Below are 22,328 nucleotides of genomic sequence, written 5' to 3'. Positions count from 1 at the left end.
TCTTGTTTCTGTCAAGCGCAAAGGCACGTGCCAGGCGTTCGCACGAGACCTCGAACGCGGCTCGCCGCGACATTTCCGCAAAGGAAACATTAGACTAAAGTCATAATCCCAAAGCATCTCTCTATCTTGGGTTAATTTTCTGTCACTCTACCTGTCTGCGTACTGCGCCTTCTAGGGGGGACTCGGAGGAGAGAGACGGGTTCCGGCGGTACGCTCATTTGACATCTGTGGAGGACAGACAATGGCAAACGTTGCAGCCGTCAGCGGCTCCGCCCGTCCCATGACGGGTGAAGAGAAGAAGGTGATCTTCGCCTCTTCTCTTGGAACAGTCTTCGAGTGGTATGATTTCTATCTGTACGGTTCGCTCGCAATCTATATCGGCGCGAACTTCTTCAGCCAGTATCCGGAAACAACCCGTAACATCTTCGCGCTGCTTGCCTTTGCCGCCGGCTTCCTCGTACGCCCGTTCGGTGCACTGGTGTTCGGTCGTCTGGGCGATATCGTCGGCCGCAAATACACCTTCCTCATTACCATTCTCATCATGGGCTTCTCGACCTTTGTGGTCGGCATCCTGCCCGGTGCCTCGCAGATCGGCATTGCAGCCCCCATCATCCTCATCATTCTGCGCATGCTGCAGGGCCTGGCGCTCGGCGGCGAATATGGCGGTGCGGCGACCTACGTGGCCGAACACGCCCCCAACGGCCGCCGCGGCTATTACACCTCGTGGATTCAGACGACAGCAACACTCGGCCTGTTCCTCTCGCTGGTGGTCATTCTCGGCGTACAGTTCGCACTTGGCCGCGAAGCCTTTGCTGCCTGGGGCTGGCGCATCCCGTTCCTGCTGTCAGTCATTCTGCTTGGCGTCTCGGTCTGGATTCGTCTGAAAATGAACGAATCCCCTGCCTTCAAGAAGATGAAAGAAGAAGGCAAAACCTCCAAGGCGCCGCTTAGCGAAGCTTTCGGCCAGTGGAAAAATGCCAAGATCGCCATCATCGCCCTGCTCGGCGCCGTCGTCGGTCAGGCTGTCGTCTGGTACACAGGCCAGTTCTACGCACTGTTCTTCCTGCAGAGCATCCTGAAGGTGGACGGGCAATCGGCCAACATCATGGTCGCAGCAGCCCTTATCCTCGGCACCAGCTTCTTCGTGATCTTCGGCTGGCTGTCCGACAAGATCGGTCGCAAGCCGATCATCATGGCCGGCCTCATCCTGGCGATGCTGACCTACTTCCCGCTGTTCAAGGCACTGACCTGGGCAGGTAATCCGGCACTGGCGGAAGCGCAGGCAACCGTTCGCGCCACTGTAACGGCCGCACCGGGAGACTGCCGGTTCCAGTTCAACCCGACCGGAACGGCAAAGTTCACCACGTCCTGCGATATCGCCACATCGTTCCTGACACGCAATTCCGTCCCTTATGACGTCGTTGCAGGACCGGCGGGCCAGCCGGCAACCGTCAAGATCGGCGATGCCACCATCACCAGCTTTGACGCAATCGCAGCCGGTGCAGATGCCGCTGCCAAGGACAGGGCCTTCCAGAAGCAGGTGAACATTGCCCTGCATGACGGTGGTTATCCGCTGGTCCGCGGTGCTGCCCAGGTGCCGGAAGCCAAGCTGGACGCCTTCATTGCCGCCAATCCGGAACTCGGCCTCAACGCCGACGCCGTTCGCGCCACCGAAAGGAAAATGGTCGCCACGGACAAGCTGGTAGCCGACAAGCTGCTGACTGCAGCCGAAACTGGTGGTGCGGCCGAAATGGCGGTCTTTACGATTGCCAATGGTGGGACCTTCTCGATGGTTGCCGACCCGGCGAGCGTCAACTGGGTGGTCATTATCGCGGTGCTGACCGTGCTCGTGATCTATGTGACCATGGTCTACGGCCCGATTGCCGCATTGCTGGTAGAATTGTTCCCGACCCGTATCCGCTACTCTGGCATGTCGCTGCCCTACCACATCGGCAACGGCTGGTTCGGTGGCCTTCTGCCGGCAACCGCATTCGCCATGAGCGCGGCCAAGGGCGATATCTACTACGGCCTCTGGTATCCGATCATCTTCGCAGGCATCACGCTGGTCATTGGCCTGCTGTTCCTGCCGGAAACCAAGGATCGCGACATCCACGCGATGGATTGATCGAGCTCGAACAGAAAATCGAAAAACCCGGCAAAACTGCCGGGTTTTTTGTTGCCACCGTACGAACCGTACCGAAAGTGACCTTTCCCGGTCGGTCATTCCGTCGCAGGTAGACGCCCACCAATTTGGAGACAACTGCGCGCGGAATAGGGTATGAGGCGCTATTGATCGGCAGAGGGAGAGCGATTTTGAAAATTGGGACACCCAAGGAAATTTATGAGGGCGAGGCCCGCGTCGGCATGACGCCCGACAGCGCCCTGGCATTGCAAAAGCTTGGCTACGAATGCGTGATTGAGAGTGGTGCGGGCAAAGCCGCCGGTTTCACCGACGATGCTTACCGCGCCGCAGGCGTGACCGTGGCCGAGAGCGCGGATGCGCTTTATGCACAGTCAGACGTGATCGCAAAAGTGCGGCCGCCGGAAAATGGCGAAGTTGCGCGGCTGTCGGCTGACAAGACGCTGATCTCTTTCTTCTATCCCGCCCAGAACAAGGATCTGCTGGAACAGGCCAAGGCCAGTGGCGCGAATGTCATCGCCATGGACATGGTGCCGCGCATTTCCCGCGCCCAGAAGATGGACGCCCTGTCCTCCATGGCCAATATCGCCGGTTATCGTGCGGTGATCGAGGCCGGTAACAACTTCGGTCGCTTCTTCACCGGTCAGGTGACGGCAGCCGGCAAGGTTCCCCCGGCCAAGGTCCTGGTCATTGGCGCAGGTGTCGCTGGCCTCGCAGCCATCGGTACGGCAACATCGCTTGGCGCAATCACCTATGCTTTCGACGTGCGCCCGGAAGTGGCCGAGCAGATCGAGTCCATGGGCGCCGAGTTCGTCTATCTCGATTTCGCCGAACAGCAGGATGGTGCAACTACTGGCGGTTACGCCGCTCCCTCCTCGCCCGAGTTCCGCCAAAAGCAGCTTGAGAAGTTCCGCGAGCTTGCTCCGCAGATCGACATCGTCATCACCACGGCGCTGATCCCTGGACGGGACGCACCGAAACTGTGGCTGGCGGACATGGTCGCCGCCATGAAGCCGGGTTCGGTCATCATCGATCTCGCCGCCGAACGTGGTGGCAACTGCGATCTGACGGTTGCCGACCAGCGTGTCGTGTCCGAAAACGGCGTCATCGTCATCGGTTATACGGATTTCCCGAGCCGCATGGCGACGCAGGCTTCGACGCTCTACGCTACCAACATCCGTCACATGATGACCGATCTGACGCCTGCGAAGGACGGTCAGGTTGTTCATAATATGGAAGATGATGTCATTCGCGGCGCAACCGTGACCTATCAGGGCGATATCACTTTCCCGCCACCACCACCGAAGATTCAGGCCATTGCCGCACAGAAACCGAAGGAAAAAGCCAAGGAGCTGACGCCGGCGGAAAAGCATGCCAAGGAACTGGCGGAATTCAAGGCGCAGACGAAGAGCCAGGTTGGTCTCTTGGCTGTTGGCACGGCCATCCTGCTTCTCGTCGGCGTTTACGCCCCTGCAAGCTTCATGAGCCATTTCATCGTTTTTGTGCTCGCCTGCTTTATCGGTTTCCAGGTCATCTGGAATGTCAGCCACTCGTTGCACACGCCGCTGATGGCCGTGACGAACGCCATCTCTGGCATCGTCATTCTCGGCGCACTCTTGCAGATCGGCTCCAGCAACTGGTTGGTGGTCATCCTTGCCGCTCTTTCCGTCCTGATCGCCACGATCAACATCGTCGGCGGTTTCCTCGTGACACGGCGCATGCTCGCCATGTTCCAGAAGTCCTGAGCCGTGCGGGGATCTCATAAATGACCATTGGTATTGTTTCCGCGGCCTATGTTGCCGCAGCCGTTCTGTTCATCCTCTCCCTTGGCGGTCTTTCTGGTCAGGAAAGCGCCAAGCGGGCCGTCTGGTACGGCATCGTCGGCATGGGGCTCGCCGTCATCGCCACGGTTTTCGGGCCCGGTGTCGGGCATTGGTTCATCGTGCTTCTGATGCTGGCAGGCGGTTCGGTGCTCGGCTACTTTGTCGCAAGCCGCGTGCAGATGACCGAAATGCCGCAGCTCGTAGCGGCACTGCACTCCTTTGTCGGTCTTGCTGCCGTCTTCATCGGCTTCAACGCCCATATCGAGGAAGCCCATGTTGCTGGCCTCGATGAGGCTGCGCGCGCAGCGCTCACCGGCTTCTCCGCCATCCTGGCGCACAAGACCCCCGTTGAACTGGCCATCATGAAGGTCGAGGTTTTCCTTGGTGTCTTTATTGGTGCCGTAACGTTCACCGGCTCCGTCATTGCTTTCGGCAAGCTGGCAGGCAAGGTCGACGGCAAGGCGAAGAAGCTGCCAGGCGGCCACTTCCTCAATGCCGGTGCGGCCATTGCTTCGCTGCTGCTGCTGGTCATGTACTGCAATGGCGCCGGCATCTGGACACTGATCCTGATGACGCTTCTTGCCTTCTTCATCGGTTACCACCTGATCATGGGTATCGGCGGCGCCGATATGCCGGTCGTGGTTTCGATGCTGAACAGCTATTCCGGCTGGGCGGCAGCGGCCATCGGCTTCACCCTCGGCAACGATCTCCTGATCGTCACGGGCGCTCTGGTCGGCTCCTCGGGTGCGATCCTGTCCTACATCATGTGCAAGGCCATGAATCGTTCCTTTGTGTCGGTCATCCTCGGCGGCTTCGGCGGCACGACGGGTCCGGCAATGGAAATCGAGGGCGAGCAGGTCGCAATCGACGCCGAAGGTGTTGCCGCGGCGCTGAACGATGCCGACAGTGTCATCATCGTCCCGGGTTACGGCATGGCGGTGGCGCAGGCTCAGCAAGCCGTTTCAGAGCTGACGCGCAAGCTGCGTGCCGACGGCAAGACCGTGCGTTTTGCCATCCATCCGGTGGCAGGTCGTCTGCCCGGCCACATGAACGTGTTGCTCGCCGAGGCGAAGGTGCCATACGACATCGTGCTTGAGATGGACGAGATCAACGAAGACTTCCCGAATACGGACGTCGTCATCGTCATCGGCTCGAACGATATCGTCAACCCGGCCGCTCAGGATGATCCGAACTCGCCCATCGCCGGCATGCCGGTTCTGGAAGTGTGGAAATCCAAGCTGGTGATCGTCTCCAAGCGCGGTCAGGGAACAGGATATTCCGGTATCGAAAACCCGCTGTTCTACAAGGACAACACCCGCATGTTCTACGGGGACGCGAAAAAGTCCATCAACGACCTTCTCCCCCTCATCAAGTAAAACAAAAGGGCGTTTCCAGTTTTCGGAAACGCCCTTTTTCATGAAATGATTGTCTGAAACGTGCGTCAGAGAACGTGATAGCTGCGATTGAAATACATCAGCGCCTGCTCACGATCACTGATCACCATATCCACCACTTCGCAAATCAGGATGTCGTGCGTTCCACCGTCATGTGCGGTGCGGATACGGCAATCGAACGAGACGAGTGCGTCCTCAAGGACCGGTGCGCCAGTCTGAAGCGCATGCCAGCGTCCAGCCGCAAAACGCTGCTCTACCGGCGTCTTTCCACCGAACAGACTGCTCAACTCCTGATGCTGTGCGCCAAGCGTATTGACGCAGACGACGCCATTCGCCTTGACGGTGTTGTAAGCGGAGGAATTGCGGTTGATGCAAACGAGCAAGGTCGGAGGATTGTCAGAAACGCTGCAAACGGCCGTTGCGGCAAAACCGGCTCGACCCGCCGCGCCATCCGTTGTCACGACATGCACCGCTGCCGCCAGTCGCGACATGGCGTTTCGATATTCAAGGCCAAGCTCTTGTGCAGTCTTCGCCTCCATGCGCATTTCCTTTTCCAGAGACACCATCTGCATCTAACCTATCCTTCCTTAACAGGCTCTCAAGCCAGGACGCAGGCGTCTTCGAAAGCAAAGCGCGGAAGGCGCCCGAACAGCTTCGACGGATCACCGTGGCCCAGATTGATGAGAAAGTTGGATTTCCATGTCGTGCCAGCGAAGAACGCTGCATCCACCTTGTTTTTATCGAAGCCCGACATGGCACCGGTATCAAGACCGAGCGCACGCGCGGCCATGATGAGATAACCAGCTTGCAAGGTTGCATTACGGAACGCCGTCTCCTCGGCCATGGCCGGGCTGGATGTGAACCAGGAGCGGGCATCGGCGTGGGGGAACAGCACCGGCAGCTTTTCGTAAAACTCGCTGTCGATCGCAGCAATCACCGTAACCGGAGCGCTCATGGTTTTTTCGAGATTGCCGGATGAAAGCGCCGGTCGCAGCTTTTCCTTGCCTTCGGCAGTACGCACGAACACAAAACGTGCTGGCGAGCAATTGGCCGAAGTTGGGCCCATCTTCGTCAGATCGTAAAGTTTCGTCAGAAGTTCATCGCTGACAGGCTCGCCATTCCAGCCATTATGGGTGCGGGCTTCGGTGAAAAGCGCGGCAAGTGCCTGATTGTCCAGTGCAGTCGTCATTGAATTGAAAGTCCCGTCAGTTTGTTTGCGATGCCGGTAGCAGAAACTGCATGAGGCGTCTGTTGAAAAAATCCGGCTCGGTCACGTTTACCGCATGCGCTCCAAAATCCATGAGGCAGAGTTCGGCCTGCGGCAGCCCTTCCGCCAGTCGAACAGACCGGGTGTAGGGAACCAGAAGATCATCCCTGGTCGCGACCACAAGGGTGGGATTGCCGATGTCAGCCAGACGATCGTCGAGATTAAAGCCTCTCAGTGCCGCGATACGCCGCAGCACATTCGTCTTTCCCTGAAAATGCGACACACCATGCACGTCATCCTTTGCCAGACGCTCGGCGTTTTCCGACATCCACACCGCCGGATACAGGAACAGCGGCTGCGCCTTCACAAAGGCTTCGACACCGGACTTTTCCAGAAGTTCAATACGAACGTCGAAGCAACGGCCGGAATGCGGGTCCGCTTTGCTCCATGCATTGATCAGAACGAGCTTGTCGATCAGTTCGGGTTTGCGAAGAGCAAGATCGAGACCGACCAGACCACCAAGTGCATGGCCCATGAAATGAAATGTCTCGAGGTTCAGGGCAGTGGCAATCTCCAGAACATCATCGGCCATAGCCGATATACCGCCCTCCGATGCCTCGCCGCCCGTTCGACCCGTGCCACGATGGTCATAGGTGACGACACGGAAGTGTTCGGCAAGCAGCGCAATCTGCGGCGCCCAGTAAGCACCCGATCCGCCAAGCCCGGAAGACAGGATAATCGTTTCTGCCTGCGGGAAAGCCCCGCCATGAACCTCGAAATGCATCATGAGTGCGTGTCGCCCTTATTTGCCGATATGGGCAACGGTGGCGATTTCCACCAGAGCGTCAGGCTTCACCAAACCGCACTGGATGCAATAACGCGCCGGTTTGTCACCGGGAAAATACTCGGCATAGACCTTGTTGACGGCCTGATAATTCGCCCAGTCGGTGATGAAGATGTGGTTCATCGTCACGTCTTCCATGGTGCCACCAGCCGTTTCGATGACAGACTTGATGGTTTCCAGCACATGCCGGGTCTGCGCACCCGCATCACCCACGTGGACCACGTTGTTGTCCTTGTCGAACGGTAGCGTACCCGAGACGTAAACGACGCCGTCCGCCAGTGTCCCCGGCGAGTAAGGGGCGATGGGCTTGGAGGTTCCTTCAGGCACGACGATCTTTTTCGGCATTACATTCTCCTCTTTTAGCGTTCGGGATCAGTCTTGGACGGGAGCGGCCTGAGAAATCACGCCGCAGAAATCATTGACGGTCGCGACCCAGCCGAAGAATTTTTCGACGTTGTAGACCGTGGCCTGCTGGATGTAGTCCGGCCCAAGATGATGGGTCGCATCTTCCAGCATGACACCGAAATATTCGAGATGGAAAGCATCACGAAGCGAACTCTCGACGCAGACATTGGTCGCGATACCAACGAAAACGAGATTGCGAATACCACGTGCCCGCAGCACACTATCCATATTGGTGTTGAAGAAACCGCTGTAACGCGTCTTCGGCACCAGGATGTCGCCCGGCTGCGGCTGCAGCTCATCGACGATTGCGTAGTCCCAGGTTCCCTTGGCCAGAAGCTGACCCTGCAGTTCGGGGTTGGCCCGCATATGCTTCAGGGCATTGGACTTGTGCCAGTTTGGCGAACCGGGGCCTCCCGCCTCGACATACTCCTTGTCCCAGCCGTTCTGGAAGTAAATGACCTGAACGCCTGCTGCACGCGCCGCATCCAGCGTCTTCTTGATGTTGGCGACGGTGCCTTTCGCGCCAGAAATGTCAAAACCGGCGAGATCGACATAACCGCCTTCGGTCGAATAGGCGTTTTGCATATCGACCACCACCACAGCGGTTTCGCTTGGATTAAGCGTGATCGGCTCCGGCCGGGCCGGAAGCGTGACGCTCTCCGACCGGCTTTTCGGCGCCCGGTATCCTGCCACGATGGCCTCGCTCATTCTGCTGCCTCCAATGCGGGCTTGATATGCTGACGGCTCTTCATCAGCGGCTGCACATATTTGCCGAATTTCTCGATGCCTTCGACAAAGTCATCGAAGGTCAGCATGACGCCACCGGTGCCAGGCACATCGCTCATTTCATCCAGCATCGCCGCGACTTCCTCATAAGAACCGATGATCGTTCCCATGTTGATGTTGACGGCCGAGACTGGGTTGGACATGTGCCGGACGTTGGTGTCGGAGCCCGACTTGGTATCGGCAGCACTTTGCAAGCCGAGCCACTTGATCGCCTCCTCATCGGCACCGGCCTTGTAGTGTTCCCACTTCGCCCAGGCGTCTTCGGATTTTTCCTCGGCAAGAACCATGGTGAGGACGAAGGAACGCACGTCGCGACCCGTCTTTTCGTTGGCGGCCAGCAGCCGCTCATTGGTCGGCGCGAAGGCCTTGGGCGTATTGACGCCTACACCGAAACAAAAACTGTAATCGGCAAACTTCGCCGAAAAGGCCATGCCGGCATTGGAGGACCCGGCGCAGATAAGTTTTACGTCGCCTTGCGGCACGGGCTTCATCCGGCAGTCTTCCATGGTGAAATACTTGCCCTTCAGGTCCGACTGCCCCGTGGTCAGCAGTTCCTTCAAAACAGTCGTATATTCATCGAGATATTCGTAACGATCGGCGAAATATTCGTCACCTGGCCACAGGCCCATCTGGCTGTATTCCGGTCGCTGCCAGCCAGTAACGAGATTGATGCCGAAACGGCCGCCGGAGATGCTGTCGATCGTGGTCGCCATGCGCGCCACGATGGCGGGGGGCATGACCAGAGTTGCGGCGGTGCCGAACAGCTTGATCTTGGAGGTGACGGCAGCAAGACCCGCCATCAACGTAAAGGACTCCAGATTGTAGTCCCAGAATTCCGTCTTGCCGCCAAAGCCGCGCAGCTTGATCATCGAAAGCGCGAAATCGAAACCGTATTTTTCGGCCTTTAGCGTGATTTCCTTGTTCAGTTCAAAACTCGGCTTGTATTGCGGCGAGTTCTCCGAGAGCAGCCACCCATTGTTCCCGATCGGAATAAAAACACCAATTTCCATTTGGCTTGTCCTTCCCCTTTTTCACATCAGGCATGTCCTGATTTGACAATTGAGAAGCAGGTTCCGTGCCAAACAAAAAAATCTATACTATTCAATGGCATGGATGCTTGCCCTCAAATAATTTTTACCGAAAGATAAAAAATTTATCATTCGGTAAATAAATCTGCTCAAATCTTTAGCACGAATATCGGGGCCTGAACAGAAAAAGGGCGACCGATGAGGCCGCCCTTTATTTATGCCAATAATAGGTCAATGCTTTAGACGAGACGTTGCTCGGCATAGGCGTGAACCGCACGGAACGCCGCTTCGGCAGCAGCAATCACGCGCGCCTCTTCTTCCTCGCTCAGTTCGATTTCATCGAGTGCCGCCGTAAAGGTCCGCCAATGCAGGCCTCGCCCTTCCGGGGCCCCAGCCAGATGCCGGGCGCCGAACTCTTCATTGAGGCCAAGCTTTGCGGCATCCTTGAGAAGGAAAGCGGCGCCAAGGTTGGAGCCTTCAACCACATAGAGCCAACCCATCGCTTCCGGCAGATCGAACGCGGTTTCGCTGGTGAAACGAGGGGTTTTCGTTTCGGGCAGGGTGCGCTCCAGATCGGCAAGATCCTGCTCGATCATCGACAGACGACGACGGCCCTTGAGGTCCGGCAGCAGGCCGTCCAGCGTGTCGTTGGAGAAGAAGACATCCAGGTCGCGGTGAAACAGATACTGGGTCTCTACGAATTTTCCGTAGTTGTCCCGGCTCTCAAAAGGCTTCGCCGCCATGATGAAAGTGTCCAGCCCGCCATGCGCGCCGCGCGTTGCAGCCTTCAGGCGCTTTGCCCGGCTCTGCTCTGCATCTCCCGCCACCGTCGGCGTCTCCGCAATACTCATCACATTCATCCCTGTTGCCCGCTATTGGAACCGTGCAATAAAAATCTTTACTCTCATAGTCAAATTTTATTTTCGCGCATTCGCAGGCTTCTCGAGTTTAGCCGACCTTATTTTTCTTCACAAATTCAAATGACTTGCCAGCACTGGTCCACACAGCTGCAGTTAGCGCTTTACAACTAACATGTCACTGCGTTATCAATTTGCAGTCACTTGGGAGGAGCATACAATTGACCCAGAAATTCGGCCTTTCGGCAGCGCTGACTACACCCTTTAAAACCGATGGATCGATCGACATTGACGCCATGATCGCGCACGCCCGCCGCTGCCTTTCAAGCGGCTGCAACAGCGTAACGCTGTTTGGCACCACCGGTGAAGGCAGCTCCATTGGCAGCGTCGAACGCCAAACCATCCTCTCGCGTTTTATCGAAGCGGGAATTGCGCCGTCCTCACTCGTGACAGGCGTTCTGGTCGACTCCATCGAGGATGCCGCACTACAATCAGCGGAAGCACTGAAGGCAGGCGCCCGCAATATTCTTCTCGCCCCACCCTCTTATTTCAAGAATGTCAGCGATGATGGGCTGTTCGCCTGGTTCTCTGCCGTTTTCGAAAAGATTGGCAAAGATGCGCGCGACATCCTCGTTTACAACATCCCGTCCGTCACCATGGTAACGCTCTCTGTTGACCTGGTTGGTCGTCTGAAAACAGCCTTCCCCGGCATCGTGACCGGCGTGAAGGACTCGTCCGGAAACTGGCCTCATACGGAACGGCTGCTCAAGGAACATGGCGATCTGGCGATCCTGATCGGTGACGAACGCGATCTCGCCAAAGGCGTACGTCTCGGCGGTCATGGCGCGATTTCTGGTGTCGCCAACTTCCTGCCGCAGGAAGTCCGGGCCATGGCCGTTGACGGCAAGGACGACAAGCGCATCGAAGATCTTGTTGTGGAACTTCTCAAATTTCCGGTAACGCCCGCCGTCAAGGTGCTGCTATCACACACGACAGGGGAAAATGTCTGGCTCGAGGTGCGCGCCCCGCTCGTGGCAGTTTCGCCTGAGGACAGAGGGCAGATTGGTGCGGCGTTCGATACGCTGTTCCGCAAGCAGGCGGCCTGAAAAGGATCTGGCATGGAAGACACCGGCGAACAGACAACCTTGAGGGAAAAGGCGTATGAGAGTTTTACGCATCACCTTCTTGCGCGCGATGTTCGCCCGGGCCAGTTCATCTCGCAACGCCGCCTTGTCGAACTGACGGGCCTGCCGCTCGGAGCGATCCGCGAGGCTATCCCGAGGCTCGAGGCCGATGGCCTTATCAAGACAGTTCCCCAGCGCGGGTTGCAGGTCGCTCATATCGATATCAACCTGATCCGTGAGGCATTCCAGTTCCGAATCCTGCTGGAAAAGGAAGCGGTTGCCAACTTCACGCGAACTGCCTCTGACGACGCCATCGCGGCCATGCTGAAAGACCACCGCGATATTGCCAACGCAGCGGAAATGGGCAGTTCACCAGAACTGGACGAGCGCGCGCAGGCGGTGGACTGGGGCATGCATGATGCCTTCATCGACTCGCTCGGCAACTCGATCATCTCGAATGCCTACCGGGTCAACTCGATCAAGATGCGCCTCATCAATCAGGAGCGTTTTCGCATCGCCGGTCACGTGAAGTCGGTAATGAAGGAGCACCTCGTCATTCTTGAAGCCGTCGAACGACGATCCGTCGATGAAGCCGTTGATCGGCTGACCGCCCATATCCGCAATGCAAGGGACAGGGCGCTGACCGTATAAAATTGAAAACCGGCCGGGGGTGAGGAGATTTTCGGCCACAAGAGGAGGAAAGACATGTCGCATTCATTGCTCAATCCCACACGTCGTGGGTTCCTGGCCGGCACCGCAGCGATTGGCGGTAGCGCCCTTTTCGGCGTTCGTTCGGCATCGGCTGCCGTCAACTGGAAGAAACACGCCGGCACGACGCTGGAGGTCAATCTGGTTAAAAGCCCGCGCAGCGAAACCCTGATCAAATATCTGAACGAGTTTGAGGAGCTGACCGGTATCAAGGTCAACGCCGAAGCAACGCCCGAACAGCAACAGCGCCAGAAAGTTGTGATCGAGCTGTCCTCTGGCAAGCCAAGCTTCGACGTCGTGCACCTGAGCTACCACGTCCAGAAGCGGCAGTTTGAAAAGGGCAAGTGGCTGGCCGACATCAGCGGTTTCCTGAAAGATCCGTCGCTGACAGATCCTTCGCTTGCGGAAAAGGACTTCGCCGAAGCCGGCATGCTGTTCGCCAAGGACAGCGACGGCGTACTGCGCTCGCTTCCCTTCTCGGTGGATTACTGGATCGTCTACTGGAACAAGGACCTGTTTGAAGCAAAGGGCTTGAAGTATCCTGAGACCTTCGAAGAGCTGGTTGACGCTGCCGAAAAGATCACCGACCCATCTACCAACACCTATGGCTTCGTTGCACGCGGCCTGAAGAATGCCAACACGCCGGTCTGGACCTCGCTGATGCTGGGATACGGCGCCAAGCCGATCGTCGATGGCAAGATCAATACCGAATCCAAGGAAGCGGTTGAGGCGGCAAAGCTTTACCAGCGTCTGATGACGAAGGCAGCACCTCCCGGCGTCTCCGGCTTCAACTGGGCTGAAGCACAGTCCGCCTTCCTCCAGGGCAAGATCGGCATGTGGTTCGATGGCGTCGGCTTCGCACCGCCGATCGAAAACCCGGAAAAATCCCGCGTTGTCGGCAAGGTCGGTTACGGCGTCATGCCAAAGGGCCCGGCGGCACAGGCGGCCGGCACGTTCGGCGATGGTCTCGGTGTTGTGGAGGCAAGTAGCAAGAAGGAAGCCGCCTATCTCTTCTGCCAGTGGGCGATCTCGCATGAGATGGGCGCGCGTCTGCTTCAGGCCGGCGCAGGCGTTCCATTCCGCCAGTCCATCCTCGAGGACCAGAAGGTCCGAGAAGGTGTGAAGATGCCTGCCGCCTGGCTCGATGCCGTCGTCGGTTCGGGCAAGGTTTCCCAGCTCGCGCTTCCGGTCATCATTCCCGTAACGGAATTCCGTGACATCTACGGCGTCGGCCTCACCAATATGATCGGCGGAGCCGATCCGGCAGCAGAACTCAAGAAAGCGACCGAACAGTTCGCACCTGTTCTTTCACGTAGCGAGGGATAATGGTGTCCGTCAGCATCGAAAATACAGCAACGCGAACCAGCCAGGACAAAAGGAGCAAGCCCGCGAGGCTTGCTCCCAACTACTGGCCATTCGTCATACCGGCACTTGTCGTCATCGCTGCGGTGATCGTTTTTCCGTGGGTTTTCACCCTCTGGATGAGCGCCCATCGCTGGACGCTGGGACAGGAGCAGAGCTTTATCGGTTTTGAGAACTATATCCGGCTCGCCAGCGATGCCCGGTTCTGGGAATCGCTTTGGCATACGCTCGTCTATACCGTGCTGTCGGTCGTCGCTCCCCTGTTCCTCGGAACATTGGCAGCGCTGGTTTTCGATGCGCAATTTCCGTTGCGCGGATTTCTGCGCGGCGTCTTCGTCATGCCGATGATGGCGACCCCGGTCGCCATCGCACTGGTCTGGACAATGATGTTCCACCCACAACTCGGCGTGCTGAACTACCTGTTGTCATTCATCGGCATCGGTCCGCTGGAGTGGATCTACAATCAGTCGACCGTTATTCCCTCGCTGGTGCTCGTGGAGACCTGGCAGTGGACGCCGCTGGTCATGCTGATCGTGCTCGGCGGACTGGCCGCCGTGCCGCGTGAACCCTACGAAAGTGCCGAAATCGACGGCGCCAATGCCTGGCAGAAGTTCCGCTATCTCACCATGCCGATGATTGCGCCGTTCCTGATGATCGCCGTTATCATCCGCTCCATCGATGCCGTCAAAAGCTTCGACATCATTTATGCGATGACCCAGGGCGGCCCCGGCACGGCGTCGGAAACCATCAACATCTATCTCTACAACACGGCGTTTGCCTATTACGACATCGGATACGGCTCGGCCATGGCCGTCGTCTTCTTCATCGTCATCATCGCGCTGTCCTTCGTACTGCTCATGGTCCGCCAGCGCACCCAGTGGAACGAGATGGAGGATCGTTGATGAAACGCAAGACAATCGACCGTATCGCGCTGTTCTTCGTCGCGCTGGTGATGATCTCTCCGGTCATCCTGTTCTTCCTCTGGATGATTTCCTTGTCGCTGAAATTCGAGATCGACAACGGTGCCTATCCGCCGATCCTCATTCCGGAACGCTTCGCATGGTCCAACTATGTGAAGGTCTTCGAGGAGAACAATTTCTTCCTCTACTTCTGGAATTCCGTGCTGGTAACGGGGGCGGCCACCATTCTCGCGCTCGTCATCGGCGTTCCCGCAGGCTATGGCATCGCCCGCCTGAAGGCGGAAAAATCGGCGGTGGTCATCATGATCGCCCGCATGACGCCCGGCCTTTCCTTCCTCATTCCGCTGTTCCTGCTGTTTCAATGGCTGAACCTGCTCGGTACGCTCTGGCCACAGATCATCATCCACCTGGTGGTGACGGTTCCGATCGTCGTCTGGATCATGATCGGTTATTTCGAAACCACGCCGAAGGAACTGGAAGAAGCCGCAAGCATCGATGGCGCGTCCTCATGGCAGGTCTTCCGCCTTGTGGCACTGCCGATCGCCAAACCGGGCATCGTGGTGTCCTTCATCCTCGCGGTGATCTTTTCGTGGAACAACTTCGTGTTTGGCATCGTGCTGGCCAGCCGTGAGACACGCACCCTGCCGGTTGCGGTCTACAACATGTTGTCCTTCGAACAGGTGAGCTGGGGTCCGCTTGCCGCTGCAGCGCTGATCGTGACGCTGCCGGTGCTGTTGCTGACGATGTTCGCACAAAAGCAGATCGTCGCAGGCCTCACCGCCGGCGCCGTCAAGGGCGGCTAAGAACACAGTTAGAGCACGGATGCTCTAACCCTTTGTTTTAACGCAATTCCGAACGCAAACCGCGATACGCTTTTGCTCGAATTGCTAAAGTTACGGGATCAAAACGATGGCACCGGTCAATATCCAGAATGTCCAGAAGCGCTTCGGCTCGGTCAATGTCATCCACGGCATCGACATCGATATCAGAGACGGCGAGTTCGTCGTGCTCGTCGGCCCCTCCGGCTGTGGCAAATCAACCCTGCTGCGCATGATCGCCGGCCTTGAAGAGGTGAGTGATGGCGAAATCCACATCGGCGCGCGCGAGGTCAGCCACTTGCCCGCCCGCGACCGCGATATCGCAATGGTGTTCCAGAACTATGCGCTCTATCCGCACATGACCGTCAAGGACAACATGGGCTTCGCACTCAAGCTCAAGAAGGTCGATCAGAAGGAGACAGAAGCCAAGGTCAACAAGGCCGCCGCGATTCTCGGGCTGGACAAGCTGCTCGACCGCTATCCTCGCCAGCTCTCCGGTGGCCAGCGCCAGCGTGTCGCCATGGGCCGCGCTCTGGTGCGCGATCCGCAGGTCTTCCTGTTTGACGAACCGCTTTCCAACCTCGATGCCAAGCTGCGCGTCCAGATGCGTGGTGAGATCAAGGCCATGCATCAGCGGATCGGCACCACCACCATTTACGTTACCCATGACCAGGTTGAAGCCATGACCATGGCCGACAAGATCGTCGTGCTGCATGATGGCGTTATCGAGCAGATCGGTGCGCCGCTGGAACTCTACGATAACCCCGCCAATCTCTTCGTTGCGGGTTTCATCGGTTCACCGGCCATGAATTTCATTCGTGGCCGCGTCGAAGAAGGTGTGTTCCGGACGGCCAAGGGTCTTACCCTGCCCTTACCGGCAACCGCCAACCTTGCCACGCTTGGTGGTCGGGATCTCGTTTACGGCGTGCGCCCCGAACATATCCGGGCTTCGGCCGACGGCAGCATCGAGGGCAAGGTTGAACTGGTGGAAGGGACCGGCTCGGAAATCTACGCCAAACTGGATTGCAAGGGCGACGATATCGCCTGCCTGTTCCGTGAACGACTGGATGTGAAGTTCGGCGACACAATCCGTATTGCCATCGACCCTTCCACGGTCCATCTGTTCGACAGGGAAAGCGGCAAGCGCATCTGAGCGCTTGCCAGGCCTTTTCAGGAAAGGTTTTCCGTGCAGACAATGCGGAAACCAGGCAATCGAGAATGGTGACGGGCATGAGCAGTGAAGACAACACCAGCAAACACGTGTTGTGCGTTGGAGCCGCCGTGCTCGACACGCTGTTTCGTGTCCGTGATATGCCACGCGGTGAAGGAAAAGTGCTTCCCTACGACATGCTGCAGATTGCCGAAGGCATGGCTTCGAGCGCAGCTTACACCGTGCACCGCATGGGTGGCCGTGCCAGCCTTTGGGGGGCCGTTGGCAATGACGAGACAGGCGAACGCATTCTTCGCGATCTCTCCGAAAGCGGCATCGACACCAGTGGAATGACAACTGCCACCGGCGCACGCTCGGCGCTTTCCACCATCATCATCGATGATCGCGGTGATCGGCTGATCGTACCTTTCTACGATCAGAAACTGCATGAGACGAAACGCTCCTGTACCCCTCAGGACATCGCACCATTCGATGCGGTTCTCGTCGATGTGCGTTGGTCTGAACTGGCGCTCGACGTGCTGACCGTGGCACGCGCACTCGGCAAACCGGCCATTCTGGATGGAGATGTCGCGCCCGTGGAAACACTCGAAAGACTGGCACCGGCCGCGACCCACATCATTTTCTCGGAACCGGCAGCCGCAAGCCTGACCGGGACGAACGACGTACAAGCTATGCTGCCGCTTCTGCATGCCCGTTATCCGCAAACCTTTATCGCCGTCACCGCCGGTCCGGCCGGCTGCTGGTGGACAGAAGCCAACGATCCGACGGTTCATTTTCAGTCGACCATGGCGATCGATGCGGTCGACACGCTGGCAGCGGGAGACGTCTTTCACGGCACTTTCGCACTTACCATCGCCGAAGGGATCGAAAGCCGCGCGGCGATACAACTCTCCTCCGTGGCTGCCGCACTGAAATGCATGGTTTTTGGAGGGCGAACCGGAACCCCCAGCCGGAGCGAGGCGGAAGCGGCTTTGGAACAGTGGCTGGCAAGCACGGAACAGGCTCATCTCCGCGCCTCCTGATCGGCTCGGCGAACCCGGCAACGGCATACGCCGTGAGCATAAAACTATTCCATTTTTGCGATGCCGTTTCGTGGTGAACTAGGCTAACGTCCGGTCGTACAAAGCTTTTTCGAAAGTGTTGCACGCACCCTTCCTGCCGACATCACGAGCCTCGACATGCCTGAAAGCAACCGCCCCAGACTTCGCGATATCGGTTTCAAGCCGGGCCATTTCGCCACGGGTCCAATGAATGCCATCACGGATGTCGCAGATGTTCGCATCGGACATGTAACGATCATTGAGGGCGAGACCATCCGCACGGGTGCCACTGCGATCCTCCCACATGGCGGAAATCTGTTCCAGGACAAGGTGCCTGCCGCAATTGCCGTTTACAACGGATTCGGCAAGTTCGCAGGCGCAACACAGATCGAGGAACTGGGCGAGCTCGAAACGCCCGTTGTCCTGACCAATACACTCGCAACCGGCAGAGCCATTGAGGCGATCAATCGATATACGCTTGCCCAACCAGGCAACGAGAAGGTCGTTTCGCTCAACGCCGTCGTCGGTGAAACCAACGATTCCCGCCTGAACGACATTCGTGCCGGCCGTCCGACCACTGAGGAAGTGACCAAGGCACTGGAAAACGCCGTCACCGGACCTGTCGTGGAAGGCAGCATCGGCGCAGGTACAGGCACGGTTGCCTTCGGCATGAAGGGCGGAATTGGCACAGCTTCGCGCATCGTGCCGATTGCAGGAAAAAACTACAGCCTGGGTGTGCTGGTTCAGTCCAACTATGGCGGCCACCTTCTTGTCTGCGGCAAGCCTTATCTGTCTCCCGAACACAAGGACAAGGATGGCTCCATCGTCATTGTCCTGGCAACCGATGCACCCCTCTCGTCGCGTAATCTCAAGCGTTTGGCGGCCAGAAGTTTCGGTGGACTGGCGCGCACCGGCGCAGCGCTCAGCAATGGCTCGGGCGACTACGCGCTGGCATTTTCGACAGCCGAGGCTGTTCGCCGCACGCCAGCCCGCCGCAAGTCTGTGGCCGATTATCCGGACCTTTCCAATGACGTGATTTCGCCGCTCTTTGAAGCCGCCATCGAGGCGACGGAGGAAGCAATCCTCAACTCGATGTGTTCGGCAACCACGACGACAGGGATCAACGCCGCAACCGGAAAGCCATCCACAATCGACGCCATTTCGATCGAAACACTTTCCACCCTTCTTTCAGACTGACTTTTCCAGACGGAGTTTTCATGACATCCCCCACCGGTCGTATCGTTTACCTCAATGGTGCATTTCTGCCTGAGGCGGAAGCGCACCTGTCCATCTTCGACCGCGGCTTTCTGTTCGGCGACGGCATTTACGAGGTTACCTCGGTTCTCGAAGGCAAGCTGATCGACAGCGATCTGCACATGGCTCGACTGGAACGCAGCGCCCGTGAGATCGACGTTGCCCTGCCGGTCACGACGCAGGAAATCGTTGAGGCCGAGAAGCGGCTGGTTGCTGAAAACAACATCACCGAAGGTCTGATCTACCTGCAACTGACGCGCGGTGCAGAAGACCGAAACTTCCTCTTTTCAGCGGATCTCAAGCCGACGCTGGTCATGTTCACACAGGCCAAGAAACTGCTTGGCACCGGCGCCGAGGAAAAGGGCATCGCGGTCAAATCCGTGCCTGACCAGCGTTGGGAACGTCGCGATATCAAGACCGTTTGTCTCCTGCCGCAGGTCATGGCAAAGCGTATCGCCAAGGCGGAAGGCTGCGATGAAGCCTGGATGATCGAAGACGGTTTCGTAACCGAAGGCGCGTCCTCGACAGCTTACATCATCACCGGCGACCGCAAGATCGTTACGCGCGGCAACAGCAACAAAACCCTGCCGGGATGCACACGCCTTGCCGCACTCCGTCTGGCTCAGGAAGAAGGCTATACCCTTGAGGAACGCCCCTTCACGCTGGAAGAAGCGCTCAACGCCGATGAAGCATGCCTGAGCAGCGCCTCGAACTTCGTTGTTTCCGTAACGAAAATCGATGGCAAGGCTGTTGGCACTGGCAAGCCCGGCCCGATGGTTCAGCGCCTGCGTGATCTCTATCTTGAGAACGCCCGCCGTACGGCAATCTGATATACGCAAATCGGACCGAAACGCTCGAAGCTGTTTCGGTCCGATGTTTGATCTCGACAGTAAGCACGCGCTCTAAACTAGAGACACGTCTAATCGGCAACGGCCCAGATGCGTTCGACGATCGGACGGCGATTTTCTCTGGAACGATAAAGCCGGATATCAACGCGAATATCCCAGCTTTCATCGGCAGCACGCACGAGAACGCCACTCTCCAATTCCTGCCGCATCAGACTTTCCGGAACCCAGGTCACGCCCCAGCCGGCCATTGCCATGGCTTTCAGACCCACCGACATGCTGCCCTCATGCACACGCTCGAATTTCGGCAGGCGCGCGCTCAACAGGTCATGCAACAGCGGTCCGAAAAACGATGCCTTTTCATAGTCCAGGTAGGCAAAAGGCTGCGTTTCAGCAGTATCGATACGGTGGAGCGGCAGCCCCTTCGCATCGGGCGCAGATACCGGGATGATGTTTTCATTGCCCAGCACCCGAAACTCGAACATCTGCGCGTCGAGCATGACGGGTACTTCATGATGCGCATAGGTCAGCAGGAAGTCACTGTGACCATCCACCAGTGAATTGAGGTTTTCTTCCATGCTGCCGGAATCCGGTCGCAATGCGGAAAACAGCGGCCCGACCTGATCGTTCACCCGCTTCAGCCAATCGGGGAAAAACGTAAAGGAAAGTGTGTGCAGCGCAGTCAACCGCACCGTTTTGGCATCGGCCCCGTCTTCCTGCAGCAAGGTACGGCGAGCATGGTAGAGCTGCTTCAGCGTCTCCTGCGCAACGGGCACAAATTTCACACCCGCTTCAGTCAGTCGTGACGGATAGGACGCACGATCGACCAGCGTCGCGCCAACCCATGCCTCAAGCTGCTTGATGCGGCGGCTGAAAGCCGATTGCGTTACGTGACGCTCGTCGGCCGCCTTCGAAAAGTTCAACGTTCCGGCAAGCGCCAGGAAATCCTCAAGCCATTTGACTTCCAACGGCCTATTCTCCCAACAAAGATAACTGCCCGGTCTCCATGCGAAGACCGGCATTTATTAGGATCATTCGGGCCGCTTTGAAATCCCCTTTAGGAGATGCGCGAATATTCGATCATTCGCGCCCGGCTCGAAACGAGTTCAATGCGATTGTCATCAAGCCGGTTCAGGCAGATCCGCTTCGTCCACGGACCGTCAACCAGTGTGAAGAGGAAACGGCCATTGCCGAGCGCCATCAACGGCATCGACCGGCGGGTCGGGCCGACACCCATCGTCAAAACCGCACCGGAAATTTCAAACTCCGCGCCTTCACTCGACGTCCAGCGACCGGAGAGCGCCTGTGGCACCGGATGGTTTTCGACCGGCACAAACCGCCGTGGGGCGTGGCCAGCCTCACCAACAATGGCATCGCCTTCCTGTCTCAGCCGCATCGGGGACGATGCGGAGCGGGACGAGACCCAGCCATCACCATCGTCATAGAGTGTATCGTCGCCGTCGATGAAGGTTGAGGTGCTTCCCTTGACTTCAAGCCACCAGGGACCGTTGTCCGTGACATACATACCGTCCGGCAAAGTGCTGGAGGCAACCGGCAAGGGTAGTCCTGTCAACGCCGCCATGCTCTCCAGCGCAATCTTGAAACCGTTGGTATCCTCGCGATTGGAGACAACCACAAAACCTGTTCCATTGTCCGGATCGAGCAGGAAATAAGTCTTGTAGCCGGGATGCGATCCACCGTGACCAACGAAACGTCGTTCACCCAGATGCGACCAGCGCAGGCCGAGACCGTACTCGCTCATGCGGCCATCCGCCAAAGAACGCTCCGCAGAAAGCTGGTTCAGAACATTGTCAAAGCTACCCTCACCGCGCATCAAACCCTGCAGCCAGCGGGTCAGGGCGTCCGCGCTTCCGGCGAGGCTGCCTGATGCGGAAATATGCAGGCCAGCGGCCGAAAGCTGCCAGCCGGTCTCACCCTTCCAGTAACCGGGCACAAGACCATTGACGGGGTCGTTCCAGACGTCTGGCGCCTTCAGGAAGGTGTCGAAGGGTGCAGCAATCTGTTCCTGTACGAAATCATCGAAACGGAAACCATTTCGCTCCAGGGCTGCCTCAACGAGGCGATACCCGGTGTTGGAATAGGATACCTCGCTGCCGGCCGCAAAGTTAAGACGTGTGAGGCGCGACAGATATTCCAGAAGCGGACCCGCCTTGGTTTCGGTAAAGACGGACAGGCCGAGAAGCGAGAGGCATTCACGGGTATCCGGCAGACCGCCGCTCATGTCCAGCGCTTGCCCCACCGTCACATCGCTGAGCGGGGATTGCAGTTCCGGCAGATGCTTTCCGAGAGGATCGTCAAGGCCGATCAGATCGGAATGCGCCAGCACCATGGCGCAGAAAACGTGCTTGGTAACGGATGCGTAACGCACCACGCTTTGCGGCGTGAAGGGCGCGAAGGTCGAAAGGCTCTCGACACCACCCGAATGGGCAAAGCGGATACCCTGCAGATCAAAGCCGATGACCGCACCGCCGGGCTCGTTGCCTGCCCATTGCGATACAAAACCCTGTGCGATTGTTGACGCGCCGTTCCAGTCGAATTGCTGTGACATGTTTCCGTCTCGTATTTCCGAAAAAAGAAAGCC

General features: G+C 57.8%; 21 protein-coding genes. 12 read left to right on the top strand and 9 right to left on the bottom strand.

Annotation, left to right across the window (positions count from 1 at the left end; translation table 11 throughout):
• Window positions 1-241: 241 nt before the first annotated feature.
• The 3 genes from ACIQT8_RS09610 to ACIQT8_RS09600 all read left to right on the top strand — a co-directional run bounded on the left by ACIQT8_RS09610 (window position 242) and on the right by ACIQT8_RS09600 (window position 5,339).
• Window positions 242-2,125 carry an MFS transporter gene (locus ACIQT8_RS09610; protein ID WP_178340871.1) on the top strand — a complete coding sequence of 628 codons (1,884 nt, stop codon included), beginning with the start codon at window positions 242-244 and terminating at the stop codon, window positions 2,123-2,125.
• A 188-nt stretch (window positions 2,126-2,313) separates the two neighbouring features.
• Window positions 2,314-3,885 carry a Re/Si-specific NAD(P)(+) transhydrogenase subunit alpha gene (locus ACIQT8_RS09605; protein ID WP_400964899.1) on the top strand — a complete coding sequence of 524 codons (1,572 nt, stop codon included), beginning with the start codon at window positions 2,314-2,316 and terminating at the stop codon, window positions 3,883-3,885.
• Between the two features lie 20 nt (window positions 3,886-3,905).
• Entirely contained in the window at window positions 3,906-5,339 is a 1,434-nt protein-coding gene (locus ACIQT8_RS09600) for an NAD(P)(+) transhydrogenase (Re/Si-specific) subunit beta (RefSeq protein ID WP_138791328.1), read from the top strand.
• Window positions 5,340-5,404: 65 nt separating this feature from the next.
• Here ACIQT8_RS09600 and rutF read toward each other — a convergent pair whose 3' ends face one another.
• The 7 genes from rutF to ACIQT8_RS09565 all read right to left on the bottom strand — a co-directional run bounded on the left by rutF (window position 5,405) and on the right by ACIQT8_RS09565 (window position 10,478).
• A complete protein-coding gene (rutF, locus tag ACIQT8_RS09595) occupies window positions 5,405-5,929 on the bottom strand; it encodes an NADH-dependent FMN reductase RutF (protein ID WP_138791329.1) in 525 nt (174 codons plus the stop codon).
• A gap of 26 nt (window positions 5,930-5,955) precedes the next feature.
• Window positions 5,956-6,546 (bottom strand): malonic semialdehyde reductase, encoded by a 591-nt coding sequence (locus tag ACIQT8_RS09590; RefSeq protein ID WP_400964898.1) that lies wholly within the window; start codon window positions 6,544-6,546, stop codon window positions 5,956-5,958.
• A 16-nt stretch (window positions 6,547-6,562) separates the two neighbouring features.
• On the bottom strand, window positions 6,563-7,351 hold the full coding sequence (gene rutD, locus ACIQT8_RS09585) for a pyrimidine utilization protein D (protein WP_400964897.1): 789 nt from the start codon (window positions 7,349-7,351) through the stop codon (window positions 6,563-6,565).
• A gap of 15 nt (window positions 7,352-7,366) precedes the next feature.
• A complete protein-coding gene (rutC, locus tag ACIQT8_RS09580) occupies window positions 7,367-7,753 on the bottom strand; it encodes a pyrimidine utilization protein C (RefSeq protein ID WP_138791331.1) in 387 nt (128 codons plus the stop codon).
• A 27-nt stretch (window positions 7,754-7,780) separates the two neighbouring features.
• On the bottom strand, window positions 7,781-8,521 hold the full coding sequence (gene rutB / locus ACIQT8_RS09575) for a pyrimidine utilization protein B (RefSeq protein ID WP_400964896.1): 741 nt from the start codon (window positions 8,519-8,521) through the stop codon (window positions 7,781-7,783).
• The gene (gene rutA, locus ACIQT8_RS09570) at window positions 8,518-9,609 is read right to left on the bottom strand and encodes a pyrimidine utilization protein A (protein ID WP_400964895.1); all 1,092 of its coding nucleotides are present in this window, start codon (window positions 9,607-9,609) and stop codon (window positions 8,518-8,520) included. The genes rutB and rutA overlap by 4 nt, the downstream gene beginning before the upstream one ends.
• Window positions 9,610-9,866: 257 nt before the next feature.
• Window positions 9,867-10,478 (bottom strand): biliverdin-producing heme oxygenase, encoded by a 612-nt coding sequence (locus ACIQT8_RS09565; protein WP_138791334.1) that lies wholly within the window; start codon window positions 10,476-10,478, stop codon window positions 9,867-9,869.
• 227 nt (window positions 10,479-10,705) lie between these two features.
• Between ACIQT8_RS09565 and ACIQT8_RS09560 the strand changes: the two genes are divergently transcribed.
• The 9 genes from ACIQT8_RS09560 to ACIQT8_RS09520 all read left to right on the top strand — a co-directional run bounded on the left by ACIQT8_RS09560 (window position 10,706) and on the right by ACIQT8_RS09520 (window position 19,711).
• Window positions 10,706-11,590: a dihydrodipicolinate synthase family protein gene (locus tag ACIQT8_RS09560; RefSeq protein ID WP_400964894.1), complete on the top strand. Its 885-nt coding sequence runs from the start codon at window positions 10,706-10,708 to the stop codon at window positions 11,588-11,590.
• Between the two features lie 12 nt (window positions 11,591-11,602).
• Window positions 11,603-12,259 (top strand): GntR family transcriptional regulator, encoded by a 657-nt coding sequence (locus ACIQT8_RS09555; RefSeq protein ID WP_138791336.1) that lies wholly within the window; start codon window positions 11,603-11,605, stop codon window positions 12,257-12,259.
• Window positions 12,260-12,313: 54 nt separating this feature from the next.
• Window positions 12,314-13,642 (top strand): sugar ABC transporter substrate-binding protein, encoded by a 1,329-nt coding sequence (locus ACIQT8_RS09550; protein ID WP_262523275.1) that lies wholly within the window; start codon window positions 12,314-12,316, stop codon window positions 13,640-13,642.
• A complete protein-coding gene (locus tag ACIQT8_RS09545) occupies window positions 13,642-14,580 on the top strand; it encodes a carbohydrate ABC transporter permease (protein WP_262523276.1) in 939 nt (312 codons plus the stop codon). Before ACIQT8_RS09550 ends, ACIQT8_RS09545 begins: the two co-directional genes overlap by 1 nt.
• The gene (locus ACIQT8_RS09540) at window positions 14,580-15,401 is read left to right on the top strand and encodes a carbohydrate ABC transporter permease (protein WP_138791339.1); all 822 of its coding nucleotides are present in this window, start codon (window positions 14,580-14,582) and stop codon (window positions 15,399-15,401) included. Before ACIQT8_RS09545 ends, ACIQT8_RS09540 begins: the two co-directional genes overlap by 1 nt.
• A 106-nt stretch (window positions 15,402-15,507) precedes the next feature.
• On the top strand, window positions 15,508-16,569 hold the full coding sequence (locus ACIQT8_RS09535; protein WP_138791340.1) for an ABC transporter ATP-binding protein: 1,062 nt from the start codon (window positions 15,508-15,510) through the stop codon (window positions 16,567-16,569).
• Between the two features lie 77 nt (window positions 16,570-16,646).
• Complete coding sequence (locus tag ACIQT8_RS09530) at window positions 16,647-17,609, top strand: sugar kinase (protein WP_400964893.1); 963 nt, start codon at window positions 16,647-16,649, stop codon at window positions 17,607-17,609.
• 156 nt (window positions 17,610-17,765) lie between these two features.
• Window positions 17,766-18,824, top strand: a complete 1,059-nt coding sequence (locus tag ACIQT8_RS09525; RefSeq protein ID WP_400964892.1) for a P1 family peptidase — start codon at window positions 17,766-17,768, stop codon at window positions 18,822-18,824.
• Between the two features lie 20 nt (window positions 18,825-18,844).
• Window positions 18,845-19,711 (top strand): D-amino-acid transaminase, encoded by an 867-nt coding sequence (locus tag ACIQT8_RS09520; RefSeq protein ID WP_400964891.1) that lies wholly within the window; start codon window positions 18,845-18,847, stop codon window positions 19,709-19,711.
• A gap of 89 nt (window positions 19,712-19,800) precedes the next feature.
• On the opposite strand, the gene ACIQT8_RS09515 is transcribed toward ACIQT8_RS09520, so the two are convergent.
• Together ACIQT8_RS09515 and ACIQT8_RS09510 are read right to left on the bottom strand one after the other, a co-directional pair.
• On the bottom strand, window positions 19,801-20,694 hold the full coding sequence (locus ACIQT8_RS09515; RefSeq protein WP_262523282.1) for a LysR substrate-binding domain-containing protein: 894 nt from the start codon (window positions 20,692-20,694) through the stop codon (window positions 19,801-19,803).
• A gap of 89 nt (window positions 20,695-20,783) precedes the next feature.
• Entirely contained in the window at window positions 20,784-22,295 is a 1,512-nt protein-coding gene (locus tag ACIQT8_RS09510; RefSeq protein ID WP_400964890.1) for a serine hydrolase domain-containing protein, read from the bottom strand.
• Between the last annotated feature and the right edge of the window lie 33 nt (window positions 22,296-22,328).

This window comes from Agrobacterium sp. NPDC090273, from assembly GCF_044772305.1.
GTDB lineage: Bacteria > Pseudomonadota > Alphaproteobacteria > Rhizobiales > Rhizobiaceae > Agrobacterium.
The sequence above is the reverse complement of the archived record's forward strand: the minus strand, read 5'-3'. Positions and strand labels throughout refer to the sequence as shown.

Excerpts from the sequence above, each read along its gene's own strand:
- ACIQT8_RS09590 (WP_400964898.1), bottom strand. The coding sequence starts at position 6,546 with ATGACGACTGCACTGGACAATCAGGCACTTGCCGCGCTTTTCACCGAA.
- rutF (WP_138791329.1), bottom strand. The coding sequence starts at position 5,929 with ATGCAGATGGTGTCTCTGGAAAAGGAAATGCGCATGGAGGCGAAGACT.
- ACIQT8_RS09555 (WP_138791336.1), top strand. The coding sequence starts at position 11,603 with ATGGAAGACACCGGCGAACAGACAACCTTGAGGGAAAAGGCGTATGAG.
- ACIQT8_RS09535 (WP_138791340.1), top strand. The coding sequence starts at position 15,508 with ATGGCACCGGTCAATATCCAGAATGTCCAGAAGCGCTTCGGCTCGGTC.
- ACIQT8_RS09565 (WP_138791334.1), bottom strand. The coding sequence starts at position 10,478 with ATGAGTATTGCGGAGACGCCGACGGTGGCGGGAGATGCAGAGCAGAGC.
- ACIQT8_RS09610 (WP_178340871.1), top strand. The coding sequence starts at position 242 with ATGGCAAACGTTGCAGCCGTCAGCGGCTCCGCCCGTCCCATGACGGGT.
- rutB (WP_400964896.1), bottom strand. The coding sequence starts at position 8,521 with ATGAGCGAGGCCATCGTGGCAGGATACCGGGCGCCGAAAAGCCGGTCG.
- ACIQT8_RS09530 (WP_400964893.1), top strand. The coding sequence starts at position 16,647 with ATGAGCAGTGAAGACAACACCAGCAAACACGTGTTGTGCGTTGGAGCC.
- ACIQT8_RS09520 (WP_400964891.1), top strand. The coding sequence starts at position 18,845 with ATGACATCCCCCACCGGTCGTATCGTTTACCTCAATGGTGCATTTCTG.
- ACIQT8_RS09540 (WP_138791339.1), top strand. The coding sequence starts at position 14,580 with ATGAAACGCAAGACAATCGACCGTATCGCGCTGTTCTTCGTCGCGCTG.
- ACIQT8_RS09550 (WP_262523275.1), top strand. The coding sequence starts at position 12,314 with ATGTCGCATTCATTGCTCAATCCCACACGTCGTGGGTTCCTGGCCGGC.
- ACIQT8_RS09545 (WP_262523276.1), top strand. The coding sequence starts at position 13,642 with ATGGTGTCCGTCAGCATCGAAAATACAGCAACGCGAACCAGCCAGGAC.
- ACIQT8_RS09600 (WP_138791328.1), top strand. The coding sequence starts at position 3,906 with ATGACCATTGGTATTGTTTCCGCGGCCTATGTTGCCGCAGCCGTTCTG.
- rutA (WP_400964895.1), bottom strand. The coding sequence starts at position 9,609 with ATGGAAATTGGTGTTTTTATTCCGATCGGGAACAATGGGTGGCTGCTC.
- ACIQT8_RS09525 (WP_400964892.1), top strand. The coding sequence starts at position 17,766 with ATGCCTGAAAGCAACCGCCCCAGACTTCGCGATATCGGTTTCAAGCCG.
- rutC (WP_138791331.1), bottom strand. The coding sequence starts at position 7,753 with ATGCCGAAAAAGATCGTCGTGCCTGAAGGAACCTCCAAGCCCATCGCC.
- ACIQT8_RS09510 (WP_400964890.1), bottom strand. The coding sequence starts at position 22,295 with ATGTCACAGCAATTCGACTGGAACGGCGCGTCAACAATCGCACAGGGT.
- rutD (WP_400964897.1), bottom strand. The coding sequence starts at position 7,351 with ATGATGCATTTCGAGGTTCATGGCGGGGCTTTCCCGCAGGCAGAAACG.